This is a genomic window from Pseudomonas sp. SW-3, assembly GCF_016615645.1.
In the GTDB taxonomy this organism is placed as follows: domain Bacteria; phylum Pseudomonadota; class Gammaproteobacteria; order Pseudomonadales; family Pseudomonadaceae; genus Aquipseudomonas; species Aquipseudomonas mandelii.
The window spans coordinates 647,229-671,873 of sequence record NZ_CP067098.1 but is presented as its reverse complement, the minus strand read 5'-3'; the positions used below and the strand labels follow the sequence as shown (position 1 = coordinate 671,873).

Below are 24,645 nucleotides of genomic sequence, written 5' to 3'. Positions count from 1 at the left end.
CCTGGCGTACCAGCCCCCCGGGAAAAACAGGTGCAATCAGCTGTCCGGCTGCACGACAAAGGGCAGTTCTACCCTTTGCAGTTTTGCCCGGTCGATCGCCTGTTGGGTGAAGGTTTTGAGCAACGCCTTTTGCTCTTCATCGATCGTCTTCAACTCAGCAGCGTATTGCGCATCGGTCATGATGCGTCCCGGTGCAAAGTCGCTTTCCGGCTTGTTCAGTTCCGCGCCGAGCACCCTGAGCGCTTCCTTCAGCCGAGCCTTTTGCTCAAGGGTCAGCGTTGTGTCGTTCGCACGCTGGTCCAAGGCCATATAGAAGTCTGTCGTGGCATCGATCCGGCGCCTGAACACTTTGAAAGCCCGTCGGTTGACACCCTCGACATAGGATGACCAGAACGGCTGCTCGACAAGCAAATCACCGAGCAGCTCACCTTCCTCAAGGTCGAGCACACGCAGGTAAGCATTGTCGGTCATCGCCGAGGTGACACCCGCGATCCCTCGGAACTGCATGTTTCGAGACTGCCAGGGCAAGTCCAGCCGTTCGGCAAGATCGGTCATGAACGCCAGGTGAACTTCCACCTCATCGATCGTGCCCATCACCTCCCCCATGGCATTGACACGCCTGAACTCCTCGCCCATCGCCTCGCGTTCGGAAATGGTTTTGCGGGCAATCCTGCTCAGTTCATCCAGACGTGACTTGCCTCGCGCCAGCGTGACCAGTTCACCCTCCACCAGCGAAGGATTGGCCAACTCATAGGCTTCATGAATCAGCACCTCCAGGCCCATGGCATTGAACAGCTGCGCGCCCGCATCGACGCACGTTGTGGGCACCGTACTCATGGTGAAGAGTTTTTGCCGAAGCTCGGTATTTTTCGACATCGCCTCGAGCATGCGCCAGACCTTGGCGGTCATATCGACCCGAAACCCGAGGTCGTGCTTGAAGTGCCCCGACTCGGTGAGTTTGCGGATTTCGTTGAAAAAACCGACCGATCCGCGCTCATCCTCGACACTGTTCCAGACCGCTTGCTTCGCCACCCATTCCGGCCGTGTCATGCCCTCCTCCCAGTCGAGACTGTCACGCACACCACGGGGAGGATAAGGTCGATCGGGGTCCATGCCGATGGACTCGATGTAGTCCCTGAGCGTTTGCAGATTGGCCTCGGCCAACCACTGCGGCTCTCGGCTCAGCAAGGTGCGCGCCAGCAATTCCGCCTGAGCGGAGCCAGGGGGCACTGCCGGAATGTGGGTGATTTCGTTGCGCTGCAAATCCAGGAAAAAATGCCGGAACCGCGGTTGTGCGAACAGCCCCTGCGGCCAGGTGTGCACGCCGGTGTCCGCCAGGATCAGCGTATGCAACCTTCTCATGCCGCCAATATCCGGGACTTGCCCCAACGGATTGCCAAACAGGTCCAGAACCTCCAGTCGTGTCAGGTTGCGCAGGTCCGCGACACCTTGTGCATCCAGGACAATACGGTTGCCTCGCATGTTGAGTTCTGTCAGCGCGCGCATGCGGCGGATGGCACCGGGAACAGCGGAGAACGCATTGCCGTTGACGTTGAGCGAACGCAAGCGGGGAAAATGATCGAGAAAGGAACTGTGTGCGTCGGTCAATTCGGACAGGGTCAGATTGAGGCGCGTGACGTGATCGAAATTACCTTCCAGGGCAGGCATGGTGCGCAGATGACGCCCCAGCGGGATGTTTTCCAGGTCGAGCACAACGCCCTGCAGATGACCGAATGAATCCACGTGGCGCAACCCGGTGTGCTGCCAGCATTCCCTGATCTCTTTGTATAAAGCGTTTCTGACTTGCCATTCGGCGACGCCGGCAGGCGTGAAGCTGTACGCTTCGGTCGGCGATTTCAACCAGCGTTGAAAATTGGCGTTGAGCCGATCGAATTCCGCTTCGAGTGCGCTGGCCCTCTGCTCCAGACTGAGTTCGCTGCCACTCATCTGCAGATAGGCCAAGGCTTCGGCCTCCGTCCATCCGGGGCGGACAACACGCACCCGCTCTTGCGGCGTCATGGGTTCGTTGATTCGACTTAGCCCATGAGCCACCCCGCGCATGCCGCCACGCAGGCGCATCGTGACGGGGTCATACGCCGGTTTGCGTACAGGGTTATCGCCCAGAAGCGCGCTGAACCTTTCCCGTGGCAATGGCGTTTTTTGAATGGCGGACTTGAGCGTGGCACCTTGGTTGACGTGATACCCCAGCGCGTTTCGTTCGGCATCCGGCAACGCATGCAACACCGACGCGTATAAATCATCGGCCCCGTGCAATTGCAGATCATCGGTATCGCGCGCCTGGTATTGGCCGTCCTCGCTGACCAGGATTCTGCGGTGGGTGGCGTCCGTCGGGCCGACGCTGTCGCGCAACGGGCCATCGAATGAAAACTCACGGATTTCGATCCTCACGTTTTCGGGCCAGCCGGGTAGCGCCTGCATCGAGTGCAACGCCAGCCGCTCGGTGTCCACACTGAACGCCGCGTCGAGAAAGAGCCCTTCATAAGCGCGCGCGGTTCGTATGGCCCGCAAGGCCACTCCTACCCGCTCCCTGAGTTGCAAGGGGATGCGCGACGGCTCGGTGATGTCGAGCCGGTCTTGCGGCTCGATGTCGGCGAGCAGTTCCCGGGCTACCGCAGCGGGGAGCCCATTGAACGCATCCTGAAGCACCTGCACCTGCGGGTTGTCGGTTTGCTGCAAACGGCGACTCAGCGCGTCAAACAGAGTTGCGCGGCGACTGTCTGCTCGCCCGGCCAGCAGGTTTTTCAAGGCATCGATGCGGACTTGCTCGTCCGTTGAAATGCCCTGCCCGAGCAGCGCGTGGATGTCGGCCTCGTTCGCAAACTTCACGGCACGCTCCGGCAGTTTCCCTGAACGAACCTCGGCACGACTTATCTTCAGCGTGTCGGCGGGCAGAGCATCGACGTTGCCGAATTTGATCGAGCGCCCGCTATGCCCAGGGCCGTCAAACAGCTCGATGCCTTTTTGCTCAGGCCATCCGGGCCATTCAACCAGCAAGCGGGGCACCTGCTCGACGAATGCTTGCGGAACCTCGTTGAGCCTTATCTGCCCGGGCAGTTTTTGCACTTCGGCCCAGGCCTGGAAGCGTTCGATCGTGTCGGTCAGCAACGCGGGCGGCGGTTCGCTGACCACATGCAAGCGACGCAATTCGTCCTCCTCCATGCCGCTGACGAGACGAATATGCTCCAGGGTGTTATCAGAAAAGTCCTCAACCGTCGGGCCCAGGCGCCGCATGAGGGTGGTTTTGTCCCACTCGATGGGACGGTCGAGTTCGGTTTTCCACGCGCCGCCACCGTTGTGCTCCAGTGTCGGCTGATAAGCCTGTGGCCGGGCCGGATGTTGCAAGCGTGGCTGGCCGGTGCGTGAATCGCTGATCACTTCGAAGTGTTGGTTTTCATGCTTGAGGAAGTCCTTTTCGCTGTGCCGATACAGACCCTGCTCGCTTGGCTTCGCCTCGGCGGGCAACACCATGTCATGGGCGTAGGGTGAAAGGTCCGGCTTCCAGAGGCGCGTCTGGCCGTTGGCCAGATCAACCTTTTTCAACCGGTTGATAAACGCCGATGGTTTGACCGACGCCGCCGCACCGGCCGGCAAGACATGCCCGGCGCCCATAATGGCCAACTGCGCGAAATTGATCATGACGCCGGTGAGATGGGACGCCGCGTCTTCCTTGTCGCCCTTGCTCCAGTCTTCGAAGCCTTCCAGGGTTTCCAGGACCATCTGCCCGACCATGGAGGCCAGCATCGCTTCGCCCAGGCCGGGCACCAGCATGGCGCCGAAATTGAACACGTTCCAGCCGATGTTCAGATTACTGATCAGCCGGTTCCAACGGGTGGTGGCGTCTTCATCGCCGGTCGGCACGGCGATGTGCCGCGCATCGGCAATCGCTTTCTCCCTGCGCCATAGACTTGTTTGCGCCCAGAGATCGCCCGAAATGATATGGGTGACAGGCTCTGCGTTGGCATTTTCAACGGCGCTCTCCCGCCACCACGGCCCCATGTCCAGCGGCTCTCGCTGTTTCCAGGTGAAGGTCGAGAGGCGCTCGCGAACCCGGGCAAAAAACTTGCCCTGGTCTTTTTGCGCGACAAAACGGCTGAAAAACTGTTGATAACCCGGCGAGCGCAACTGGCTCGTCAGCGCCTTCATGAAGTCAGTGAAGGACTCGTATTCCTTGAAGGGGTGGTCGGGATCATCGGGGACATACGCAATCAGCGTCCCCTCCAGACGACTTTGTTGATAAGCATCGTCCCGTTGCAACATGGCCTCAACGAGACCGCTGGGGCCATTGGCGAAAAACGCCTGGAGCAACTTGAACTGATCAAACTCCTGCCCCGGGAGCAGTGTCAGACGTCGCGACCATTCCAGCATCGTTCGTTGATGCTGTGGAATCAGCGCGTCGTAAACCCGTTTGATTTTTGAAGGGTCCGCCACTGCACTGAACAACACAATGCCGGACAGCCTGAACCCCATGATCGCCAGCCGGTGGCATTGCAGGGGCCGACGGCCCATCAAAATGCCTTGTTCGTTGTCACGAATCTGCCGGAGTTTCCCGTAGCCATAGGACGTGATGTCTTTTTTCAGATACGCGATCAGCGCCGATTCGTGAAACGCGGCCTTTTCACTGGCCGTGCATTGATTCACGACGTTCGCTCTGGCCGTCACCTCTTCGGGCATCAGCAATGCCTTGATGTGACGCTGATAGTGCGCACCGATATCGAGCGTGCGGCACAGGGCGGCAAATCTTTCGACCGTCAGCGTATGCCGCTGAAGTTCGTTTTCGTCGTCCCTGATGAAGATGCCCGAGCCATCGCGAAACGCGCCCTCCTGCGTTTCGGGGGCCTCGAAATTGTGCAGGGCCGCTTCCAGCAATGATGATTGCCTGAGCCGACTGGCATGGGTATCGATGCCAATGGCCAGATTGGCGGGGACGTACAGCCGAATCAGCGTCGCGTTGACGTCCAGCTCCAGGTTCAAATGCTCTTTCAAAGCCTGGACCAGCAAGGGCTCGGCGAAGGCAAGAATGTCCTGCTGCACATTCTTCAGCGCCTCGTCCAATGGCCCCTGAAGGCGCCAGCGCTCGTCGATCAACTCCTTGAGGTACTGGCGATCAATGGCGCTTGAATTCAAATACCACTCAGGAAACTCCGGTTTCGAATGGGCAAAGGCAACCAGGCGTGAGGCGGGCGCGTCTTTGACCGGCGCGGGCAGTTTGCCCAGCAGATAATCACGATACGCATTGTTATTCACTTCTCTTGCCTGCCCGGCAATGGCTGGCCGACCCGGGTTGTCCGAACGTTCACTCATTTCGCAAATCCTTATGCGACGAATTGAACCACCAGATTATTGGCTGGCGACGAAAACAAAAGCTCAAAAAACAACGCCAAAATCACGAATACATCAACGTCGCATTCGATTTAAGAATCTAAAAAACAGGCAATTACCACCCGAACCCCGTACAAAAGTGCTCCCCCGCGTAATGGTAGTTTTTAGCGGGCAGCAAAGGGGCTAAGATGCGCCAGAATTCCCATCAGGAAACCGGACATGCGCCTACCCGATTTCATCAGGCAACACGTAGACCGTATCGTCGATGAATGGGAGCAGTTCGCCAGCACCATTACCCCGGCGGCCGAGCACATGGACAAGGTCGCCCTGCGCGATCACGCCAAGGTCATTTTGCTGGCCGCCGCGCGTGACATGACCACCGCGCAAACCTCCAGTGAACAGATGGCCAAGGCCAAGGGCGAAGGCCCGGAAAAAACCCCGAGCCTGGACGAGGCCGGTGCCAGTCATGGCGAACTGCGGCATACCGTGGGGTTTGATCTGGTACAGATGACATCGGAATTCCGTCATTTGCGTGCCTGCGTCATCCGTTTGTGGGTCGACAGCCTGGCGTCTCCGGACATTGCCTATTTCCAGGACATGATCCGTTTCAACGAAGCCATTGACGAAGCACTCGCCGAATCCACCGCGGCCTACGCCGAGCAGGTCAATCGTTCGCGGGATATCTTTCTGGCGATCCTGGGGCATGACCTGCGGGCACCCTTGCAAGCGGTGAGCATGTCCACCGAATTACTGCTGCGCAAAGCCAAGCTTGAAGGCGATGCGCTGACCTGCGCGGTCAACATCAAGCACGGCGCGCGGCACATGGCGGCGATGGTCGGCGATTTGCTGGAGCTGGTGCGCAGTCGCCTGGGTAAAAGCCTGCCGATCGAACGGGCCCCCATGGACCTGGCCGATGCCGCCCATGCGGCGATTGCCGAAGCCTGCGCCGGTAACCCCGAGTGCGATCCGACGGTCCACGTAAAGGGTGACACCCGAGGCGCCTGGGATGCCGGACGAGTGAGTCAACTGTTGCAGAACCTGGTCGGCAACGCCTTGCAGCATGGGTTGAACAAGCGTGACGTGACGGTGACCCTGACGGGCGAGCCGGACATGGTTCGCCTCACGGTGCATAACTATGGCGCTCCGATCCCCGAGGAAGCGATCGGCACGATTTTCGATCCGCTGGTGCGCAGCGCTGACGAGCAGCTCGGCCAACCCTCCACCAGCCTTGGTTTGGGGTTGTTTATCGTCAAGGAAGTGGTCGATGCACACGGCGGGACGATCGACGTCAGTTCCAGCGAAGCGGACGGCACGCTGTTTACCGTGGTGTTGCCGCGCAAGGTTTAATACCACGGACCGCGTCATCGTTCATCGCCAGCAGGCTCGCTCCCACAGTTGACCGTATTCCTTCTGGAAGAACCCGATCCAATGTGAGAGCGAGCCTGCTCGCGAAGGGGCCGTGTCAAACGACACAAAACCAGCAGAACACTACTCGACGACCAACCGCCCCAACCGCTGCTTGAGCATGCGATTCTCCGCCCGCAGCTGCTGGACCTCTTCAAGCAAGTCCAGCGCCAGGGCGACGCCTTCCCACTCCAGCTCCAGATCGCGCCGCAGCTTGGCGGCGCGCTTGGCCAGAGCCAGCTCGTAATCGTTGAAAACCCAATCCTTGGGCTGCTTGCCCTGAGGTTCGAGGATGCCGTGCTCGACGATTTCGATCACGTAGACGTCCGACAGCTCGGTCGCCTCACAGAATTCTGCCATGTCCAGTTGAACGATCAGGGGGTTGCTCATGATGGGCTACTCCGTCTCTTGGATCAGAAATTTTCTCTCGGGTCGAAAGCGGCTTTTTTCGCCAGTTCTTCCCACAGCGCCTTGACCTCGTCGCTTGAAGTCTTGGGCATCACGGCTTTCAATTGCACGAACAGGTAGCCACGCTCGCCCGCCTTGTTCAGCAGACCGTGCCCCTTGGCGCGCATGCGCTGGCCGTTCTGGCTGCCGGCCGGGACCTTGAGGTTGATCTTGCCGGTCAGTGTAGGCACGGCGACTTCGGTACCCAGCGCCAACTCCCAGGGCGCCAGCGGCAAGGTAATGATCAGGTTCTCGCCTTCGACGTCGAATTTTGGGTGCGGCGCAAAGCGAATGATCAGGAACAGATCGCCGTTGGCCCCGCCACCGATGCCCGGCGCCCCCTGGCCCTTGAGGCGGATGCGCTCGCCGTCGGTCACACCGGCCGGGATTTTCACGTTCAGGCTTTTGCTGGTGTTGCTGACGTGCTGGCCGGCCGCGTTGTACTGCGGCACCTGGAAGGAGACCTTCTTCGACTCGTTCGACAGGCTTTCTTCCAGAAAAATCGGTAGTTCCATTTCCACGTCTTGCCCTCGGCGCCCGGCACTGCGGCCCGACTGTCCACCACCAAAACCCGGACCACGGTTGCCGAAGATCGAACTGAAGAAGTCCGAAAAATCGCCCGTGTCCTGACCACCGCCAAACCCACCGCCGCCACGGCCCTGCCAACCCGGCGGCCCCTGGAACGGTTGGCCGTGCTGGCCGTATTTGCGCAAGTCGTCATATTCGGCGCGCTTGTCGGCACTTTTCAGCGCTTCATAAGCTTCCGAGGCGTCCTTGAACTTGGCCTCGGCGTCCTTTTCCTTGCTGACATCGGGGTGGTATTTGCGCGCCAGTTTCCGATAAGCCGCCTTGATCGTCTTATCGTCCGCGGTCGGTTCCACACCGAGAATCTTGTAATAGTCTTTGAAGTCCATCTAAGGATCACCATCCGTTATCGATATCGCGCCGTCACCGTAGTCTGCGCGTATTTCCAGGCGCCGGGTTGACCGATCTCAAGTTTGTGACCGGGTAGCGCGTCAGAAGTTTATCGGCAGCAGTGGGCGGTTCTTGCGACCGTCCGATGGCTGCCAGGCTCAATGCAGACAAGTTTGGGGCATCCGGCCATCTTATCAAGGCGCCATTGGTGTATTTAGCGGATAGTCGGCCTTCGAATCTGCGCCGCACTGACATACACTGCGCGGCCGTTTTTTAACCGGAACCTGAAAGTCATGAAAAACGCATCTCCAGCCCGTGCCTGTGGTATCGACTTCGGCACGTCCAACTCCACCGTCGGCTGGCTGCGCCCCGGCATGGAAACGCTGATCGCGCTGGAGGACGACAAGATCACCCTGCCGTCGGTGGTGTTCTTCAACATGGAAGAACGCCGCCCGGTGTACGGTCGGCTGGCGCTGCACGAGTACCTGGAAGGCTACGAAGGCCGGCTGATGCGCTCGCTCAAGAGCCTGCTGGGCTCCAAGCTGATCAAGCACGACACCAGCGTCCTCGGCACGGCGATGCCGTTCAAGGACCTGCTCGGGCTGTTTATCGGCCAGTTGAAGAAGCGCGCCGAGACGGCCGCCGGTCGGGAATTCGAGGAAGTGGTGCTGGGCCGCCCGGTGTTCTTCGTCGATGACGACGAAATGGCCGACCAGGAGGCCGAGAACACCCTGGTGGACGTGGCGCGCGCCATCGGCTTCAAGGATGTGTCGTTCCAGTACGAACCGATTGCGGCGGCATTCGACTACGAGTCGACCATCGAAAAGGAAGAGCTGGTGCTGATCGTCGACATCGGCGGTGGTACCTCCGACTTCTCGCTGGTGCGCCTGTCCCCGGAGCGCCGCACCCACGACAACCGTCACGACGACATCCTCGCCACCGGCGGCGTGCACATCGGCGGGACCGACTTCGACAAGCAGTTGAGCCTGCAAGGCCTGATGCCGTTGTTCGGCTACGGCAGCCGCATGAAGAGCGGCGCCTACATGCCCACCAGCCACCACATGAACCTGGCGACCTGGCACACCATCAACTCGGTGTACTCGCAGAAGTCGACCCTGGCCCTGGGCAGCATGCGCTACGACATCGAAGACACCGGCGGTATTGATCGCCTGTTCAAGCTGATCGACCAGCGCGCCGGACACTGGCTGGCCATGGAAGTGGAAGAAACCAAGATCCAGCTGACCCACGCCGACAGCCGCCATGTGCCGCTGGACCGCATCGAGCCGGGCTTGAGCGTTGAGCTGAGTCGCGCACTGTTCGAGTCGGCCATCGACAACCTGCTGGAGCGCGTGCGCAACAGCGTGACCCAACTGCTGAACGACGCCAACGTGCGGGTCGATCAGGTCGACACGGTGTTCTTCACGGGCGGTTCGAGCGGCATTCCGGCGCTGCGCAACAGCGTGTCGGCGATGTTGCCGAATGCGCGGCATGTGGAAGGGAACATCTTCGGCAGCATCGGCAGCGGGTTGGCGATCGAGGCGATGAAGCGTTACGGCACGATGGACTGATTCGCAACCCGAGGTAGTGATCGTTACCACGCTCTGCGTGGGAATGCATCCCGTGACGCTCCGCGTCACAGCCTCATCAACGGACGCAGAGCGTCCATGGCGGCATTCCCACGCAGAGCGTGAGAACGATTATGGGGTGGTTACACCATCCCCACCTGCTTCAACTCACTCTTCAGGTACGCGTAATAAATCGGCCCCGCCACCACCCCTGGCAGGCCGAACGCGGCCTCGAACACCAGCATTGCCAGCAGCAACTCCCACGACTTGGCACTGATCTGCCCGCCGACAATGCGCGCGTTGAGGAAGTATTCGAGCTTGTGGATAAAAATCAGATAACCCAGCGCCGCCATGGCGACCCAGATCGACAGCGACAAGCCGACGATGGTGATCAGCGTGTTCGACATCAGGTTGCCGATCACCGGTAACAGACCGAGCAGGAAGGTCAGCACGATCAGGGTTTTGGTCAGCGGCAGCTGGACGCCGAACATCGGCAGGATCACCGCCAGGAAGATCCCGGTAAAGAAGGTGTTGAGCAGGGAAATCTTGATCTGGGCGAAGACGATATTGCGAAACGCCTGGACCAGCAGGTGCAGGCGGTCGAACAACGCGGCAGCCAGCGGCTTGCGCTTGGTCACGTCCGGTATGCGCTGCAAGGCGATGATCGCCCCGAGTACCATGCCGATCAGCAGCGTCACAAACATGTGCGCCGCGTCCTTGCCGACCAGTTGCAAGTCGCTCAGGTGCTTGCTCATCCACTCGCCGATGGCCACGCGAAATTCCGCGGCACTGGCGGGCAGATAGGCGTCGATGAACGGCGGCAGCTGCCCGCGCGCGCGGTCAACCACGTGCATGAATTTGTCGAGCGATGCGCCCGGGTTTTCCGCCTCGTGCAGCAAAAAGCTGATGGCGCCGGCAAAAATCAGGGTCAACACGCTGACCACTAACGTCCCCAGCAACGCCACCGCCAGCCAGCGCGCGCGTCGACCTTCGATCAGCCGCTGCAACTGCGGGGTGAGCATGTTGACCAGTTCGAACACCAGCAACCCGGCCAGCAGGCTAGGCAGCAGTCGCAGCGGGATCACCAGCAGCAAACCACCAAAGATGATGACCCAACTGATCAGCAGCAAAACGTGGCGTTGAGAAAACGTTGGCATACAGCCTCAAAACGAACGACGTAAAAGGATTGGCAGTCTGCCAGCGTTCGCAGGCCAGCACTAGGGATTGTGTAGGGCGACCTTAGTGGGGCGTGGGCGATTTTTTATAGCGGCCATGCTGGCCCCTTCGCGAGCAGGCTCGCTCCCACATCAGTCCTGCGAACACAGTTCCATTGTGGGAGCGGGCTTGCTCGCAAAGGGGCCCTCACAGCCATCACAATCTGCCGCCCGTTATGACTCAGTTATTTATTTTTTCTTCAGGCAATCACTCATGAATGCTTTGCGCTCATCACCCTTAAGCGCTTTGGTCGCCGCATCGGCGTTGCAGGTTTTCATTTTCTCTTGCTGAGGGGTCAAGGTCTTGGCGTCATTGGCGGCCGGCGCCGCCTTGAGGCAGGTGCTCATGAAGGCTTTGCGCTCGTCGCCCTTGAGGCCTTTCGCGGTAGCGTCAGCGTTGCAGGTGGTCATCTTGTTCTGTTGCTCAGTGGCGGCGAAGCCCTGGGCACTAAGCAGCAAACCGATCATCAACAAAGGGACACGCAACATCATCATGGAGTTTTCTCCTTGTTGCCGCACCGAGGGGTGCGGCCTCAATCTGGAGTGTAGACAACCCCTGTTACACATTCATCCACCGCCGCAATCGATGGTTCTCAATCAACCTCCGATTCCAGAAGATCTTTAAAGGCTTCCCGGTATCGCTGATAAGCATCAACCCGGTTATCAATGACCGACGCGGGCATCCGCTCGAACAAGACCGGCGTGCCCCCCTCGACCGCATAAGTCTGTCCAAGCTCACGCAACGACGTCCATTGGGCATATGCCGCACCCTCCTCATAGAGCTTGTTGATTTTTATCTGCCGGAACGTGTTCGCCTCGGAAACCGCAGGCAATACCGCCGGCCCTGGCGCGGCTTCATTGATAAAGGCGTACTCGGCCACGGCCGGCCCGGGGGTCAGTGTGGTCACCGGCGGCATTTCGAAATTGAAGTGTGCATTGCTGGCCAAGTGCGCTGCGGGAAATTCCGGCCACGAGTCAGCGACGACCAGAGCATCAAGATTGCTCAGATCATCTCCTATCACTACATATTGATGATCAAAACGGGTGGCCCTGACAATGTGAATGCTGGACGTCCGGGGCTGGCTGGCGAGAATCGAAAACGTAACCTTCGAGTTCTCCGAACAATTCCCGCCCTTGATATCAATGGCTTTGCGAGCGGCCTCAGCGGTGGTCAATTTTGCAGAGAACCCGCCCTCCTCAAGGTCCATCCCTCGCAGGCCTTTGATTTTGGCAATCGCCGAACCGCCGTTTTCCCACATGCTTGGCAACTGATTCCCCGATAACGGCAGGAGCTCCTTGGCTCGATAGATCGCGTCCTGCGCCATTTTCAAGTTGGCCATGGTTTGAGGCGATACCTGAACCGGCCCTTCGGTCTCGACCACGGCCTGGGAAAACCACTCCCCATAGCTGCTTAAATCAGCCAGCTCCGGACTTGGCGTTACACCGTTCTCCCGGACTGAATGTAACAGCGCCTGGTAGGCATTGGCCCGCCCGGTCTGTTCCAGATTGCGCGCATTCAACCCCAGGTTTCGTTCCAGTTCAGTGAGCGGCACCAGGCCCTCTTTGGTAAACAGGCGCCCGGTCAACGCGTTGAACTGCTCTGGCAGCATCAGCTTCTGCAGATCAGGCAACGCCTCGATACTTTGGACGATCCGCAGGCCTGGCCCGGCCTCTCCGGTCGCATTGGCTGCGTTCAGCGCCTCGAAAAGGTCGAAAAGATAATCCTGTGGAAGGCTGTCGTGAATCAGTTTCAGGCCGCGCAGATAATCGAATCGCTTGAATGCCGAAACAGAAGGATGGAACGCTACCGTGACCAGGTCGCTGTATTGGCCGCCGATGTCTTCCAGGACTGCACGTTCGCCGCCCGCGCCCGGCGAGCCACCACGCAGGCGCATCAATTGAGGATCGTAAGTGAGCGGGTCAAGAACCGGCAGACCGTCCAGCACCTTCAGCAACTGATAGGGCTGCAATGCGTTGTCGCGCAGGGCCAGCTTCAGTTTGGCCCCCTGGCCGATATAGATGTTCAGCGCGTTACGCTCGGCGTCCGGCAACGCCTGCAAAATAGCGGAAAACAGATCCATGCCCGAATGCAGGGCATTTGCGTCTTCGTCATAAGCGACGAATGTCGAGTCATGAAGCTCGACGAGCGTACGGCGAATCCCTGCGTCGTCCTGGCCGATACTGTCGAGCAGGGTTCCGTCGTACTCGAACCGTCGGACCTCAATGCGCACATCGGGATTCCAGCCGCGAAGATGCTCAAGGGAGTGCAGCGCCAGCCGGTCCATGTCGGGACTGTCGACCGAGTCGAGGTAAAAACCTTCATAAGCACGACTCATGCGCACGTCTCGCAGCGCCCAACGCGCGAGGTTTTCCAGCCTTGCGGGCAACTGCCCGCGCTCAATCGCCTGGACTTCGGAGGGCGTGGCGATGGACAGCAACTCGCGGGCGACAGTGCCAGGCAGGCCCGGCACTTGGGCCTGGATCGTTTTTGCGCTGTCACTCGTGGCAGCTTCGACACGACGATAACGTGCGTTGAACAGCGACGTGCGCTTGCTCCTGGCCCGTATCGCCAACTCGGCCCGCAGATTTTTGGCGTTCAGTTCCAGCGTGCTGGGCGTGATATGGAACTCGACGTCCAACAAGGTGTTCAGTTGTGCTTCATCCAGGTGCGATAACAGCGTCTTGAGCAGATCGACGTCAGCCAGACGATTGCTGTTTATCTGGACACCCGGCCCGCCCGCGCGACCGATGACCCGAAGCACTTCGCCCCTGGCGTCTACCAGCTCAATCGCATTGCCGGGCCACAGACCATCGAGCAGCTGAAATTGCATCTCGGGATCGGCGTTTGAGTAATCTTGCGCACGCTCGCTGCCCATCTGCTCGATGAAGGTCTGGATGTCACGGTCGATACGAAACCGGGTCACGGTATCGCTGAGCAACGGCGATGGCCGCTCATTGTCGGCATACATTTGGCGGATCGCGCTGGCATCGGTCTGGCTGACCGTGCGGATGTCGCCGTAGGCGTCGGCCAGCTCACCCATGTCCGGGCCGAGTCGCGCCATCAAGGTCGAGTCATCCCACCTATGGGGTTGCTCGCCTTCAATCACGAAGGCACCTTCGCCGTTGCTCTCCACCACGGGTTGATAGGCGTCGGAGCGGGTCGGATGTTTAACCCTGTGTTTACCGTTCTGTGGATCTTTCGTCAGTTCGAAGTGCCGGGTGTCCAGCTTGAGAATCGGCTTGCCCTCATGCCGGTGCAGCCAGGTTTCATCAGGCTTTGAATCCGCAGTCAGGGTCAGGTTTTGTTTTTGATAGGGCTCAAGGTCGCGGCTCCACAGGCGTTTGGCGCCGTTGGCCAGCGTGACCGGTGTTGTCGACTCGATGAACGATGACAACTTGGGCAGTACCACCTCACTGCCGATTTTCATGCCGCCAGCGAAGGCCACCAACTGGACCAGGCTTTCGACAAACCCAATGATGTGCTCGGCCCCTTCCAGATAGAGACCTTCAGCCAGATCCACAATGCCTTCGACGACCTCGCTGACCAACTGATAAACCATGTAACCCATCATTACCTCGCCCACAAAGGGTATGAAAGGCCCCACCACCATTAACGCGGCATTGAAGACGTCGGAAAGCATTTTTTCCAGGTTGTCGAACCACGCCCAGCGCTCCATACGATCGGCATCTTGCGTCGAGATGACCATCTCCCGGGCGTCGTTCAGGATTTTGTTTTGCTGTTGCTGGTAGAGATAAAGCCAAGGGTCGCCCGTAAAAAAGGTATGGATGTCGTTCTCGAACCGAACGTGCTCAAAGTGCAGGCGCGGATTCTCGATGGGCGTTTCGCGCCATACCGGCTGATCGACGCCCGGAATTTTGTCGTGTTGGGTTATTTCCACCAGCGCGGCATTGAGTGCCGAGAAGAAGCGCCCCCGTTGTTGATGGTCGACAAAACGGCTGAAGAACTGCTGATAACTGTTTGTGGAATTCCTTGGGGCATCCCGCAATTGGCGAGTGAGCTCACGGGCGAACTCGGCCTTCGAGGCGTACTCTTTCAGTGGATGCTCCGGGTCATGTGGCACATAGACAATGACTCGCCGGGCGGCGCTGTCGTGGATATGCAGATCAGGGGCGATCAGCACGATGCCTCTCAACTGGACATCGAGAATTTTCAGCTGATAGTAATGAACGGGAAGGCCATCCATCTTCCACGCTTTAATATCCTTGAGCAGGCTTTGTACGGCCAGGTAGCCACTGGCCGAGATGTCATTTTTAAGGCTGGCCAGATACAGGGCTGCTTTTAACGCAGCCTTTTGGCTTTTTATGACTGTTTGCTGCACCACACTACGCGCCAGCCCGTCGACAGGGCGCACATAGCCTTCAAGATGGGCTTTATAGTGAGCGCCGATATCCAGAGTGCGGCAAAGTGTCTTGAATTGGTCGACACTCATGTTGTTACGAACACCGGTTATATCGAATCGATTCGATTTGTCCGGCCGGGTAATAAACTGCGAATCAGAGGTTAATACTTCTTTATCCGAAAAATTATGTAATGCCGCATCCAGCAACGAAACAATGCGCGATTCCACGCCGTTATTGAAATTGTTGGCCCAAGGGGATAAATGGGGCGGAGAAAACAACTGCAAGAAAGTTTCCTTTACATCGACGTCTACACCGTATTGATCTTTCAGCGCCTGACGAAGCAGCGGTTCAGCAAAGGCGTAGACATCTTGCGTCTCGCTCAGCATCTGGTCGACATCGTTTTGAGCCCGCCAGCTTTCCTCCGAGGCGCGCTGCAGGGCTGCGAGCTGCATCGGTGAAGCGGTGCTAATCCATTCCGGAAGTGGGGCTATCACGGTTTTTAACGCGCTGATTCTGTGGGGTGAAGTTTGGCGCATCCATTCCGGGATAGCATTTTTTATAAGTTCGTGATGTATGCTTTTTTGTTGTATTGCGGTTGCTGATATTTCATCGATCCGGATTGAAGTGGTCACATTGATACTCTGCATAAGTTTGCTGAACAGAAACGGCTTATGCAACTAGCGTACAACGTTAATCACTCAATCAAATGAAGTTCAATTCCGATTAGCCTGTAAGAAACTTCACCACTTAAAACTTCTAACATCCACTGACTTCTTTATCTCAGATAATTCGTTGCCGACGATATTGCTCAGGCGTACACCCGGCCTGACGTTGAAACATCGCAATAAATGCCGAACCGGTGCTGTAACCCATGTCGAAGGCAATGTTTTGAATGCTGCGTTGACTGTCCAGCGCTTCGATCGCCGCGAGGAAACGCAAGCGTTGCCGCCACTCGCCGAAACTCATGCCCAGCTCACGGACAAACTGCCGCGCCAAGGTGCGTTCGCTGACATGAATCTGCGCGGCCCAGTGCGCCAATGGCCGATTGTCCCCGGGCTCGGCTTGCAGGGCTTCAAGTATTACGAGCAATCCCGAGCTGCTGGCGTAAGGCAAAAAACACTCCTGGATGGGTGCCAGTTGCAACTGGTCCACCAACACCTGCGCCAGACGTTTGTCCGCATCCTGGTCGGGAATTTTCACGTCGCGGGCGGCGAAGTCCTTGAGGATCGCCTTGAGAATGTCGCTGATTGCCAGCGTGCACGCTTGTTGTGGCAACGCGGTGCACAACACCGGCGCCAGGCAGACCGCGCGATAGTTGATCGGTTGATTGCTGTAGAAACTGTGCTCGGTCTGTGGCGGCACCCACACCGCGTATTGCGGCGGCGACATGAAGCGGCTGCTGCCAATTTCCATGTGCAACACACCGTTGGCCGAATACTCGAGGGTGCCCCACGGGTGACGGTGGGTCGAGGCATATTCATGGGTGTCGAAGTCGGCATAACGGAAATAGACCGGGGACGGCAATTCTGCGAAGTCGAGCAGGTCGATGTGTTTACTGGTCATGCTGTCCGTCATCAAGGGCAGGTTGTCTGGATTGAAGTATAGGCTTGCATCCAGACAGGCGGATAATCGCTCCTCACTAACGTTGATGGTTTTTCTGATGCAATACGCTTATCCCCTGCTGGCCATTTTCATTTGGGCCGGCAACACCGTGATCAACAAACTGGCGGTCGGCGCGATCTTCCCCGCAGAAATCGGCTTCTATCGCTGGCTGCTGGCCGGGATTCTGTTCACGCCGTTCATGCTCAAACCGGTGATCGCGCATTGGCCGCAGATTCGCCCGAACCTGGGCAAGATTTTCATCCTTGGCGTGCTCGGCATGGCCGTCTATCAGAGCCTGGCGTACTTCGCCGCAACGCTGACTACAGCCACCAACATGGGGATCATCTTGTCGCTGATGCCCTTGATGTCGCTGGCCATGGCAATCGCCAGCCTCGGTCAGCGCCTGACTGCGGGCGCATTGGCCGGTGCGGTGTTGTCGTTCGCCGGCGTGTTGGTGGTGGTGTCGTCCGGCAGCCTCGGCGCACTGCTTGAGCACGGCGTGAACCTGGGCGACGCGATGATGCTGATCGCCACGCTGGCCTACGCGATCTACAGCACGCTGCTGAAAAAATGGCAGCTGCGCTTGCCGCCACTGGTGCTGTTGTATTTGCAGGTGCTGGTGGCGGTGGTGGTGCTGTTTCCGTTGTTTGTCGCTTCACCGAAGGTCGGACCGACCTTGCAGAATATTCCGCTGGTGCTTTATGCCTGTTTGCTGGCTTCGATGCTGGCGCCATTGGCGTGGATGCAGGCCGTGGTGCGCCTGGGACCGAGCCGGACCACGCTGTTTTTCAATTTGCTGCCGTTGATTACGGCGTTGATTGCGGCGGTGGTACTGAATGAACAGTTGGCGATGTATCACCTGGTGGGTGGGGTGTTGACGCTGGGTGGGGTGGTGCTTTCGGAGCGCTGGACTACCGTGTTGGGCCGTAAGGTCAGCGTTGCCTGACCCGACGCCTTCGCGGTCCAACTGACGTTTACACGCCAGCCGCTTTCAATCGGGCCGCATGCTCGACAAACAACCGCACCGGATCCGCCCCTTTCCCCACCAGCCCCAGCGACTGATTGACGATGTCGAAGTGATCCATCGGATACTCATCGCCAATCACCGTCCCCAAGTGCGAGCTGTAACGCCCGACCATCCCGTCGCAATGCCCGGTTTCGCGCACAAAGGTTCTGGCAAACAGCCGGCAACTGCGGTTCGTGCCGTCGAACCGGTTACCGCCGCGGTCCGTCTTGCCCGGTTGCAACGTCCCGGACCAGGAGTAATAGCGCACGCCGTTGACCTCTTCCGGCCCGTGCCCGCCCCAGGTTTCAGGCAGGCCCTGTGGATAACGCTGATTGAACAGCGCCACGCCTTGAGTGGTCAGCGAATGGTGCGAAGCCGGGATATCCACAGGCAACTTCGGCCCGCGATAGCCGGTTTCCAGCAGGCTCATCAACGCGCCGATCCAGCGCAACAACACGCTGAGAACCCGTCCTTTGAACGTGTCGGCCGGGTAATGCTTTTCCAGATAATCCGCCAGCTCCGAGCCATGATTCGGCCCTGCGACCGACGTGACGGACGCCACGCGATCCGGACGTTTGGCGGCCGCGTAACGGGCTGTGAGCGAGCCTTGGCTGTGGCCGATCAGGTTGACCTTCTCGGCCCCGGTTTCCCGCAGAATCTCCTCGATCCGCGCCAGCAACTGCTCGCCGCGCACCTCGCTGGAATTGAGCGGCGAGACCTGCACCGCAAACACCGTCGCCCCACCCCGGCGCAACGCCGAAATGATCCCGTACCAGTACGGATACAGCACCAGACGGATAAACCCGAGCATTCCCGGGACCAGCACCAACGGATAACGCGTGGCAGAACCTTGCGACATGGACGGACATCCTTGTGATCGGTGAGATGAAGCAAGGCGCGATGCAAGACGTCAGCCAAGCATCGTCACCCAAGATGACAACTCGACGACCAGTCTATGACATCCACCCTACTTCAGCCCCACCACGCCTGCCACGATCAGCCCCACCGACACCAGTTTGATCGCCGTCAGGCTTTCACCCAGCAGCGCAAAGCCGAGAAACACCGTGCCCAGTGAACCGATGGCGGTCCAGATCGGGTAGGCGATGCTTACCGGCAACTCGCGCATGGCCAGGGTCAGGAAGTAAATCCCGCCGACGGCGGCCACCACCGTGATCAGCGATGGCCAGAGCCGGGTAAAGCCTTCGGCGTACTTCATGCCCATGGCGAAGGTAACTTCGAACCCGGCGGCGATCAGCAGAAACAGCCAGGCCATCAGAACTCCCGGGCCAGCGTCAGCAAGCGCTGCTCGGCTTCGGCCAGCGAAATCTCGAACGTGCGCTCAGCCGACTCTTCGCCTTCGGCGGCCACCACGGTGATGTCGGTGATGCCGATGAACCCCAGCGCGGTGCGCAGCAACGGATCGGCATGGTTCATCGCCTCCAGCTCGCCGCCCGGCCCGAAACCGAAGCCGCCGCGACTGGTGACGATCAGGGCTTTTTTGCCGTGCACCAACGGCTCGTACTGCGCCACGCCATTGTCCAGGGTGTGATTGAACGTCAGCCCGAGCCGCACAATCTGATCGATCCAGGCCTTGAGGCCGCTGGGTACGCTGAAGTTGTGCATCGGCGTGGAAATCACCAGCAAATCGTGACCGAGCAACTCGCCGACCAGCTCATCGCTGAACGCCAGGTCGGCCTGCATCGACAAGGGACGCGCTTGGGGCTCGGGGTAAAAGGCCGCGGCCACAAAGGCCTCGTTAACCGGCGGTATCAATGCCCGACCTATTTCCCGGCGAGTCAGCTGCGACTGAGGATGTCGCGCTTGCCAAGCGCCAAGAAACACTTCCGCCAGACGCCGGGAATGGGAACGCTCGCCACGGGGGCTGGCATGGATCGCAAGAATCTTGCTCATCTGAATCTCCTTAAGGGCTAAACTGCCTGTGGCTTGCAGATTGAAGCTCACAGCCGCCCTTCTTCAACTGAGTAGAAATCAGTCTGGATGAATCCATTTCATCCATGGAGTATTTGAATGTTTGCCTCGTTGCCGCTCACCGCCCTGCGCGCCTTCGAATCCGCCTCGCGCCTGCTGAGTTTCAAGGCCGCCGCCGAAGAACTTTCGGTGACGCCCACAGCGGTGTCGCACCAGATTCGTTCGCTGGAGAACTGGCTCGGCGTGCCGCTGTTCGAGCGGCTGCCACGGCAGGTGCGCCTCACCGACGGCGGCGAACGGTTGTTCCGCAGCCTGCACGGCGCGCTGCTGGAAGTGGCGCAAAGCGTCGACACCCTGCGCCCGCAACGCAGCGGCGCGAGCCTGACGATCTCCACCACGGCGGCCTTCGCGGCGTTGTGGCTGGTGCCGCGTCTGGGTCGGTTTTACGCCCGCCATCCGAACATCAACCTGCGCCTGGACACCCACTGCGAAGTCATCGATCTGCATCAGGACGCCAGCGTCGATTTGGTGGTGCGCTACAGCCTGGGTGATTACCCGAACCTTTATGGGCTGTGCCTGTTCGACGAATCGTTCGGCGTCTATGGCTCGCCCGGGCAGGTGGCCCTGGCGGCTGAGCGGGTACCCACGCTGATCAGCGTGCGCTGGCACAACTCCAAACTCTATGCCCACGGCTGGGCGGCCTGGTGCGCGCAGTCCGGCGAAAGTTGGCTGACAGGGCAACCGGCGGTCCGTGAATACGACGAAGAGCATTACGCCCTGCAAGCCGCGATCGCCGGGCAGGGGCTGGTGCTGGCGAGCAATATCCTGGTGTCGGAAAGCGTGGCCAACGGTTTACTGGTCGCCTACCGGGGCGAGGTCCAGGTCGATGGCGCCGGCTATAGCGCACTCTGTGTGCCGGGACGCGAACGGCATCCGCCGGTGCGGGCGTTTTTTGCGTGGCTGCGCGAGGAGGCGCTGCTGTCCGGGCATGGGTTGGCGTGACCATTTCGGGCGCTTTTTACGATGGACAAATGGCATAAAACTTTTCGCCGCGCTCATCACTCACACCTTAAGTAGCGATCACTTCCCCAGAAGGTGACGCAAACCGGATTAGCCTCCAGGAGAACGAGATGAGTGACATGCATTTGTCTGACGTAACCACCCTTCGCGAACGGGCCCGCAAGAACGTCGAGAACGGCGCGGTGACCGAAAGCTACAGCGCTGACCGTGAAGAAGTATTGCGCCTGCTGAACGAGTCGTTGGCCACGGAACTGGTCTGCGTGTTGCGCTACAAGCGCCACTACTTCATGGCCAGCGGCTTGAAAGCCAACGTCGCGGCCGACGAGTTCCTCGAGCACGCAACCCAGGAAGCCGAGCACGCCGACCGACTGGCCGAGCGCATCGTGCAACTGGGCGGTGAGCCGGAGTTCAACCCTGACTTGCTGTCGAAAAACTCCCACGCGCAATATGTGGCGGGCAATTCCCTTAAAGAGATGGTCTACGAAGACCTGGTCGCCGAGCGGATTGCCATCGACAGTTACCGCGAGATCATTCAGTACATCGGCGAAAAAGACCCGACCACCCGGCGCATCTTTGAAGACATCCTGGCTCAGGAAGAAGAGCATGCGGATGATATGGCTGACATTCTGAAAGATCTTTAGCGCCTTTCAGATCGTCTTCGCGGGCGAGCCTCGCTCCTACAGGTTTAGTATTCTCCTGAAGGAGCGAGGCTTGCCCGCGAAGGCAGCCACACTGACACCCCATTATTTCGTTGGTTTAACGGTCACCGGCGCCTTGCCTGCCTTCATCTGTTCCAACAATGGCGCACACTGATTCGGCTCACCCCCACTCGGTGCCACCAACGCCAACAGCCCCGCCGCCGGCGCTGCGATCACGCCCAACGCAACCATCCCGGCGCCACGCAAAATCAGTGGCACCGCCTTCACGCCCGCATCCGGCTTGATGAACTTGCCCCGCACGTACAGCGGCGAGCGCAACGAAATCAACCGCCAGCCGTTGGATTCCGGGGTGATCGTCAGGTCCAGCTGCTCCGTCGCCATGTTCGCCGTGCCGTCGATATAGATGATCGCGTTCTCGGTATCGAAGACGAACAGTCGGGTGGTGGCCAAACCGGTCTTGATATCGAAGTCGGCCGCCGCGCAATTGATCTTCACTTCCTTGTCGCCAAAGATCTTGCCCACCACATAGTTGCCGACGTTGAGCCCGGCCAGCTCCATCAACTCGCGGCTGATGGCGCCATCGTTGATCAGCATTTTCAGGTTGCCATTGGCGCTGCCCAGCAGCTTGGCCACCGAGTTGCCACGGCCGGTGATGTCAGCATCGCCGTTGAGTTCGCCGAAACTGGTTTTCATCGGTTCAAAAGTCGGGAACAGCTGCTTGAGCTTGAACTTGCGCGCGGTCAGTTTGGCCCGGCCTTCCAACGGCTCGGTGCGGCCATTGAGGCGAATCTGCGCATCCAGGTTGCCGCCCGCCACGCCGAAACGCAGAGGCTCCAGACTGAGAACGCCGTCGGTCAGCACCAGGTGCGTATAGAGGTCATTGAACGGCAATTTTTCGCTGTGGATGATGCGCTTGCCGGTGAATTCGACGTCGGCGTCCATGTCACGCCAGCGCTCGGTCTTGAACTCCTCGACCGGCAACACCTTGTCCGTCGGCTGCTTGCTTTCGCCGCCACGGGCCTTTTGCTTGGCGTTGGAGTCAGCGCCGATCAACGGGGCCAGGTCGGCGAACAGCAGTTGGTTGGAAACAAGCGAACCACTGAGTTTCGGCCTCGGCTGGCTGGCGACATAGGCCAGGCTGCCGTGGATGTCGCTCTCGCCGATCTTGCCGTTGAATGCTTCATAGCGGAACACCGCACCACCCGGCTCATGCAGTTTGGCGATCAAATGCCCGTCGGTCTCGTAGGGCGGCGTATCCGGCAGCGTCACACCGGTCAGCGGATAGAGATTGCCCAGGCTGGTACCGGCCAGTTTCAGGCGCAGGTCCAGGGCGCCGAGATTCAGCGGATCGGTCAGCGTTCCGGCCAGTTCGACACTGGTATCGGCGATCTTCACTTGCGCCTGGAGCGGGAACGGCCTGGCCGCATCCTGCAATGCCAGCAACCCGCCGATCTTGCCTTCGCCCGCGAGTTTCTGATTGTGGTATTGGCCTTTGACCTTCAGCGCGAACGCGTAATCCTGGGGCGCCGCGCCTTTCTCCTGCGCGGTTTTTGCGGCTTTGTCGCCGACGATATCGCTGAATGGAATGGGTTTGCCCAACGGATCAATCAGCACATCGAGCTGAGTCTTGAGGTTCTGGTCATCGAGGGTGACGTGGCCCTTGTCGAAGCCGATGGCACCGATGTCCACCACCCAGCTCGAAGGCTCGGCGCTCGGGTCTTTGGGGTCGAACTGGAACGTCCAGTTGGCACGGCCATCGGCCAGGCGCTGAAGATCGGCATTCGGCTCGGTCAGGTCAATACGCGGGATCACCACCCGTTGCGCCAGCAATGCCAAGGGTGAAATACGCAGCTCGACGCGTTTGAGGGTGACCATCTGTGGTTTTTTCGACCAGTCCGGGTTACCCAGGCTCAGGTCTTCGGCCACCACGTGCGGCCACGGCACCCACGCCCGCCAACCGCCCTCGTCGGGCTCGCGCTGCCAGACCACCGCGAGGTTGCCATTAATGGCGAACGGACGATGCAGCTCTTCAGAAACTTTGGCGTTAAGGGGCGGTTTGATCCGGTTCCAATCGAAGAACGCGATGATCAGAACCAATACCGCCAGCAAGACAATCAGGCTGGCGAAGGTCCAGGTAACAATTTTACGAGTGCGCGTCATTGCACAGGGCTCCTGATACGACTGAGCGCCCTGACTGCGACGCACGTGTGAAACGACAGGCCAGAACCGGCCTGCCATGGAATCTACGACTGAAAAACGGCCCGCAGGTTTAACCGAAACATCGATTAATCCTCAAATAATCGACCGGGGAGAGACTGCCCCCGAATCCAGCGTTACCGCCCCCGCACTTTTGTGCGGCATCAGTGGGTCGAAAATACCCACTCCAGTGCAAAAGCGATCGCCGGAGACACCCGTTCTAGAGCGCTTCGGCAGAACAATCAATTCCGTTGATTATTACCATTGCGTTTATGAACTTTTATATCGACTTATCGAGAGTAGCATTGCCCTCGTACCCACTTTATCGCCCTCCCAAGGAGCAACCCATCATGAAACGCCAATTACTGCTTAGCCTTACCCTCTCAATGCTGGCCAGCACCGCTTTCGCTCTGCCTGCTGCTGACCAGGCCACTCCACAAGTCAAAGACAGCCGCTCGGTGTTCAGCCAAACCGTCGCTGCCGATGGTTCCGACCGCACTCCACAAGGCCAGACCCTTGCCGAAGGTGGCAATGATCGCTTGAAAGAAAAAGGCCTGATCACTGAAGACGGTTATGACAAAACGCCACAAGGCCAGGTTCTCGCCGCTGATGGTTCCGACCGCACCCCAGGTCAAACACTGGCTGCCGATGGTTCCGATCGCACTCCAGGCCAAACACTGGCTGCCGATGGTTCCGACCGCACTCCAGGCCAAACACTGGCTGCCGATGGTTCCGACCGCACCCCAGGTCAAACACTGGCTGCCGATGGTTCCGACCGCACTCCAGGCCAAACACTCGCCGAAGGTGGTGGTGACCGTGTCATCGAACGCAACAGCGCTGTGAGCTGAGCCCATGGCGGCCCTGAAAAAAAGCCCAATCCCTGGATTGGGCTTTTGACTTTATAGGGTTTTGCCTCATTGGAAGTTGTACATCCCCGCTTGATCCCCCGATAGTCGTTCGACGCCAGCGAAGCCGATTTGCTAGAG

17 protein-coding genes are annotated in these 24,645 nt (G+C 59.1%); 6 read left to right on the top strand and 11 right to left on the bottom strand.

All coding sequences use genetic code 11. From position 1 onward, the window contains the following. Positions 1–36: 36 nt before the first annotated feature. A complete protein-coding gene (locus JIO00_RS02895) occupies positions 37–5,322 on the bottom strand; it encodes an NEL-type E3 ubiquitin ligase domain-containing protein (RefSeq protein ID WP_200667579.1) in 5,286 nt (1,761 codons plus the stop codon). A gap of 237 nt (positions 5,323–5,559) precedes the next feature. Between JIO00_RS02895 and JIO00_RS02890 the strand changes: the two genes are divergently transcribed. Further along, positions 5,560–6,687 carry a sensor histidine kinase gene (locus JIO00_RS02890; RefSeq protein WP_200667578.1) on the top strand — a complete coding sequence of 376 codons (1,128 nt, stop codon included), beginning with the start codon at positions 5,560–5,562 and terminating at the stop codon, positions 6,685–6,687. A gap of 141 nt (positions 6,688–6,828) precedes the next feature. Here JIO00_RS02890 and JIO00_RS02885 read toward each other — a convergent pair whose 3' ends face one another. Further along, positions 6,829–7,134, bottom strand: coding sequence for a chaperone modulator CbpM (locus tag JIO00_RS02885; RefSeq protein WP_077748948.1), 306 nt, complete (start codon positions 7,132–7,134; stop codon positions 6,829–6,831). 23 nt (positions 7,135–7,157) lie between these two features. Further along, positions 7,158–8,105, bottom strand: coding sequence for a DnaJ C-terminal domain-containing protein (locus JIO00_RS02880; protein WP_010464109.1), 948 nt, complete (start codon positions 8,103–8,105; stop codon positions 7,158–7,160). Positions 8,106–8,399: 294 nt separating this feature from the next. Here JIO00_RS02880 and JIO00_RS02875 point away from each other — a divergent pair, with 294 nt between their 5' ends. Continuing rightward, positions 8,400–9,674 carry an Hsp70 family protein gene (locus JIO00_RS02875; protein ID WP_145310282.1) on the top strand — a complete coding sequence of 425 codons (1,275 nt, stop codon included), beginning with the start codon at positions 8,400–8,402 and terminating at the stop codon, positions 9,672–9,674. A 140-nt stretch (positions 9,675–9,814) separates the two neighbouring features. On the opposite strand, the gene JIO00_RS02870 is transcribed toward JIO00_RS02875, so the two are convergent. The 4 genes from JIO00_RS02870 to JIO00_RS02855 all read right to left on the bottom strand — a co-directional run bounded on the left by JIO00_RS02870 (position 9,815) and on the right by JIO00_RS02855 (position 16,810). Next, positions 9,815–10,828 carry an AI-2E family transporter gene (locus JIO00_RS02870; RefSeq protein ID WP_010464112.1) on the bottom strand — a complete coding sequence of 338 codons (1,014 nt, stop codon included), beginning with the start codon at positions 10,826–10,828 and terminating at the stop codon, positions 9,815–9,817. 246 nt (positions 10,829–11,074) lie between these two features. Beyond that, positions 11,075–11,380, bottom strand: coding sequence for a PsiF family protein (locus JIO00_RS02865; RefSeq protein ID WP_010464113.1), 306 nt, complete (start codon positions 11,378–11,380; stop codon positions 11,075–11,077). A 98-nt stretch (positions 11,381–11,478) separates the two neighbouring features. After that, on the bottom strand, positions 11,479–15,879 hold the full coding sequence (locus JIO00_RS02860) for a dermonecrotic toxin domain-containing protein (protein WP_234452925.1): 4,401 nt from the start codon (positions 15,877–15,879) through the stop codon (positions 11,479–11,481). Positions 15,880–16,027: 148 nt separating this feature from the next. Next, the gene (locus tag JIO00_RS02855; RefSeq protein WP_178113300.1) at positions 16,028–16,810 is read right to left on the bottom strand and encodes an AraC family transcriptional regulator; all 783 of its coding nucleotides are present in this window, start codon (positions 16,808–16,810) and stop codon (positions 16,028–16,030) included. Positions 16,811–16,907: 97 nt separating this feature from the next. On the opposite strand from JIO00_RS02855, the gene JIO00_RS02850 reads away from it, so the two are divergent. After that, complete coding sequence (locus JIO00_RS02850) at positions 16,908–17,795, top strand: DMT family transporter (RefSeq protein ID WP_154502833.1); 888 nt, start codon at positions 16,908–16,910, stop codon at positions 17,793–17,795. Between the two features lie 28 nt (positions 17,796–17,823). Here JIO00_RS02850 and JIO00_RS02845 read toward each other — a convergent pair whose 3' ends face one another. From JIO00_RS02845 to JIO00_RS02835, 3 genes are all read right to left on the bottom strand, one after another. Next, positions 17,824–18,714: an esterase/lipase family protein gene (locus JIO00_RS02845; RefSeq protein ID WP_077748945.1), complete on the bottom strand. Its 891-nt coding sequence runs from the start codon at positions 18,712–18,714 to the stop codon at positions 17,824–17,826. A gap of 108 nt (positions 18,715–18,822) precedes the next feature. Further along, positions 18,823–19,128, bottom strand: coding sequence for a DMT family transporter (locus tag JIO00_RS02840; RefSeq protein ID WP_007947555.1), 306 nt, complete (start codon positions 19,126–19,128; stop codon positions 18,823–18,825). Next, positions 19,128–19,766 carry an FMN-dependent NADH-azoreductase gene (locus tag JIO00_RS02835; protein WP_010464126.1) on the bottom strand — a complete coding sequence of 213 codons (639 nt, stop codon included), beginning with the start codon at positions 19,764–19,766 and terminating at the stop codon, positions 19,128–19,130. Before JIO00_RS02835 ends, JIO00_RS02840 begins: the two co-directional genes overlap by 1 nt. 117 nt (positions 19,767–19,883) lie before the next feature. On the opposite strand from JIO00_RS02835, the gene JIO00_RS02830 reads away from it, so the two are divergent. Both JIO00_RS02830 and JIO00_RS02825 read left to right on the top strand, forming a co-directional pair. Next, on the top strand, positions 19,884–20,786 hold the full coding sequence (locus JIO00_RS02830) for a LysR substrate-binding domain-containing protein (protein WP_077748943.1): 903 nt from the start codon (positions 19,884–19,886) through the stop codon (positions 20,784–20,786). Positions 20,787–20,914: 128 nt separating this feature from the next. Further along, positions 20,915–21,445, top strand: coding sequence for a ferritin-like domain-containing protein (locus JIO00_RS02825; protein WP_010464129.1), 531 nt, complete (start codon positions 20,915–20,917; stop codon positions 21,443–21,445). Positions 21,446–21,547: 102 nt separating this feature from the next. Here the strand turns inward: JIO00_RS02825 and JIO00_RS02820 are convergent, their stop codons facing one another. Beyond that, entirely contained in the window at positions 21,548–23,623 is a 2,076-nt protein-coding gene (locus JIO00_RS02820) for an AsmA family protein (RefSeq protein WP_200667577.1), read from the bottom strand. Positions 23,624–24,009: 386 nt separating this feature from the next. On the opposite strand from JIO00_RS02820, the gene JIO00_RS02815 reads away from it, so the two are divergent. Then, on the top strand, positions 24,010–24,507 hold the full coding sequence (locus JIO00_RS02815; RefSeq protein WP_077748940.1) for a hypothetical protein: 498 nt from the start codon (positions 24,010–24,012) through the stop codon (positions 24,505–24,507). Positions 24,508–24,645 lie beyond the last annotated feature (138 nt).

Coding starts and splice junctions, on each gene's coding strand:
- JIO00_RS02895 (WP_200667579.1), bottom strand. CDS start 5,322: ATGAGTGAACGTTCGGACAACCCGGGTCGGCCAGCCATTGCCGGGCAG.
- JIO00_RS02890 (WP_200667578.1), top strand. CDS start 5,560: ATGCGCCTACCCGATTTCATCAGGCAACACGTAGACCGTATCGTCGAT.
- JIO00_RS02885 (WP_077748948.1), bottom strand. CDS start 7,134: ATGAGCAACCCCCTGATCGTTCAACTGGACATGGCAGAATTCTGTGAG.
- JIO00_RS02880 (WP_010464109.1), bottom strand. CDS start 8,105: ATGGACTTCAAAGACTATTACAAGATTCTCGGTGTGGAACCGACCGCG.
- JIO00_RS02875 (WP_145310282.1), top strand. CDS start 8,400: ATGAAAAACGCATCTCCAGCCCGTGCCTGTGGTATCGACTTCGGCACG.
- JIO00_RS02870 (WP_010464112.1), bottom strand. CDS start 10,828: ATGCCAACGTTTTCTCAACGCCACGTTTTGCTGCTGATCAGTTGGGTC.
- JIO00_RS02865 (WP_010464113.1), bottom strand. CDS start 11,380: ATGATGATGTTGCGTGTCCCTTTGTTGATGATCGGTTTGCTGCTTAGT.
- JIO00_RS02855 (WP_178113300.1), bottom strand. CDS start 16,810: ATGACCAGTAAACACATCGACCTGCTCGACTTCGCAGAATTGCCGTCC.
- JIO00_RS02850 (WP_154502833.1), top strand. CDS start 16,908: ATGCAATACGCTTATCCCCTGCTGGCCATTTTCATTTGGGCCGGCAAC.
- JIO00_RS02845 (WP_077748945.1), bottom strand. CDS start 18,714: ATGTCGCAAGGTTCTGCCACGCGTTATCCGTTGGTGCTGGTCCCGGGA.
- JIO00_RS02840 (WP_007947555.1), bottom strand. CDS start 19,128: ATGGCCTGGCTGTTTCTGCTGATCGCCGCCGGGTTCGAAGTTACCTTC.
- JIO00_RS02835 (WP_010464126.1), bottom strand. CDS start 19,766: ATGAGCAAGATTCTTGCGATCCATGCCAGCCCCCGTGGCGAGCGTTCC.
- JIO00_RS02830 (WP_077748943.1), top strand. CDS start 19,884: ATGTTTGCCTCGTTGCCGCTCACCGCCCTGCGCGCCTTCGAATCCGCC.
- JIO00_RS02825 (WP_010464129.1), top strand. CDS start 20,915: ATGAGTGACATGCATTTGTCTGACGTAACCACCCTTCGCGAACGGGCC.
- JIO00_RS02820 (WP_200667577.1), bottom strand. CDS start 23,623: ATGACGCGCACTCGTAAAATTGTTACCTGGACCTTCGCCAGCCTGATT.
- JIO00_RS02815 (WP_077748940.1), top strand. CDS start 24,010: ATGAAACGCCAATTACTGCTTAGCCTTACCCTCTCAATGCTGGCCAGC.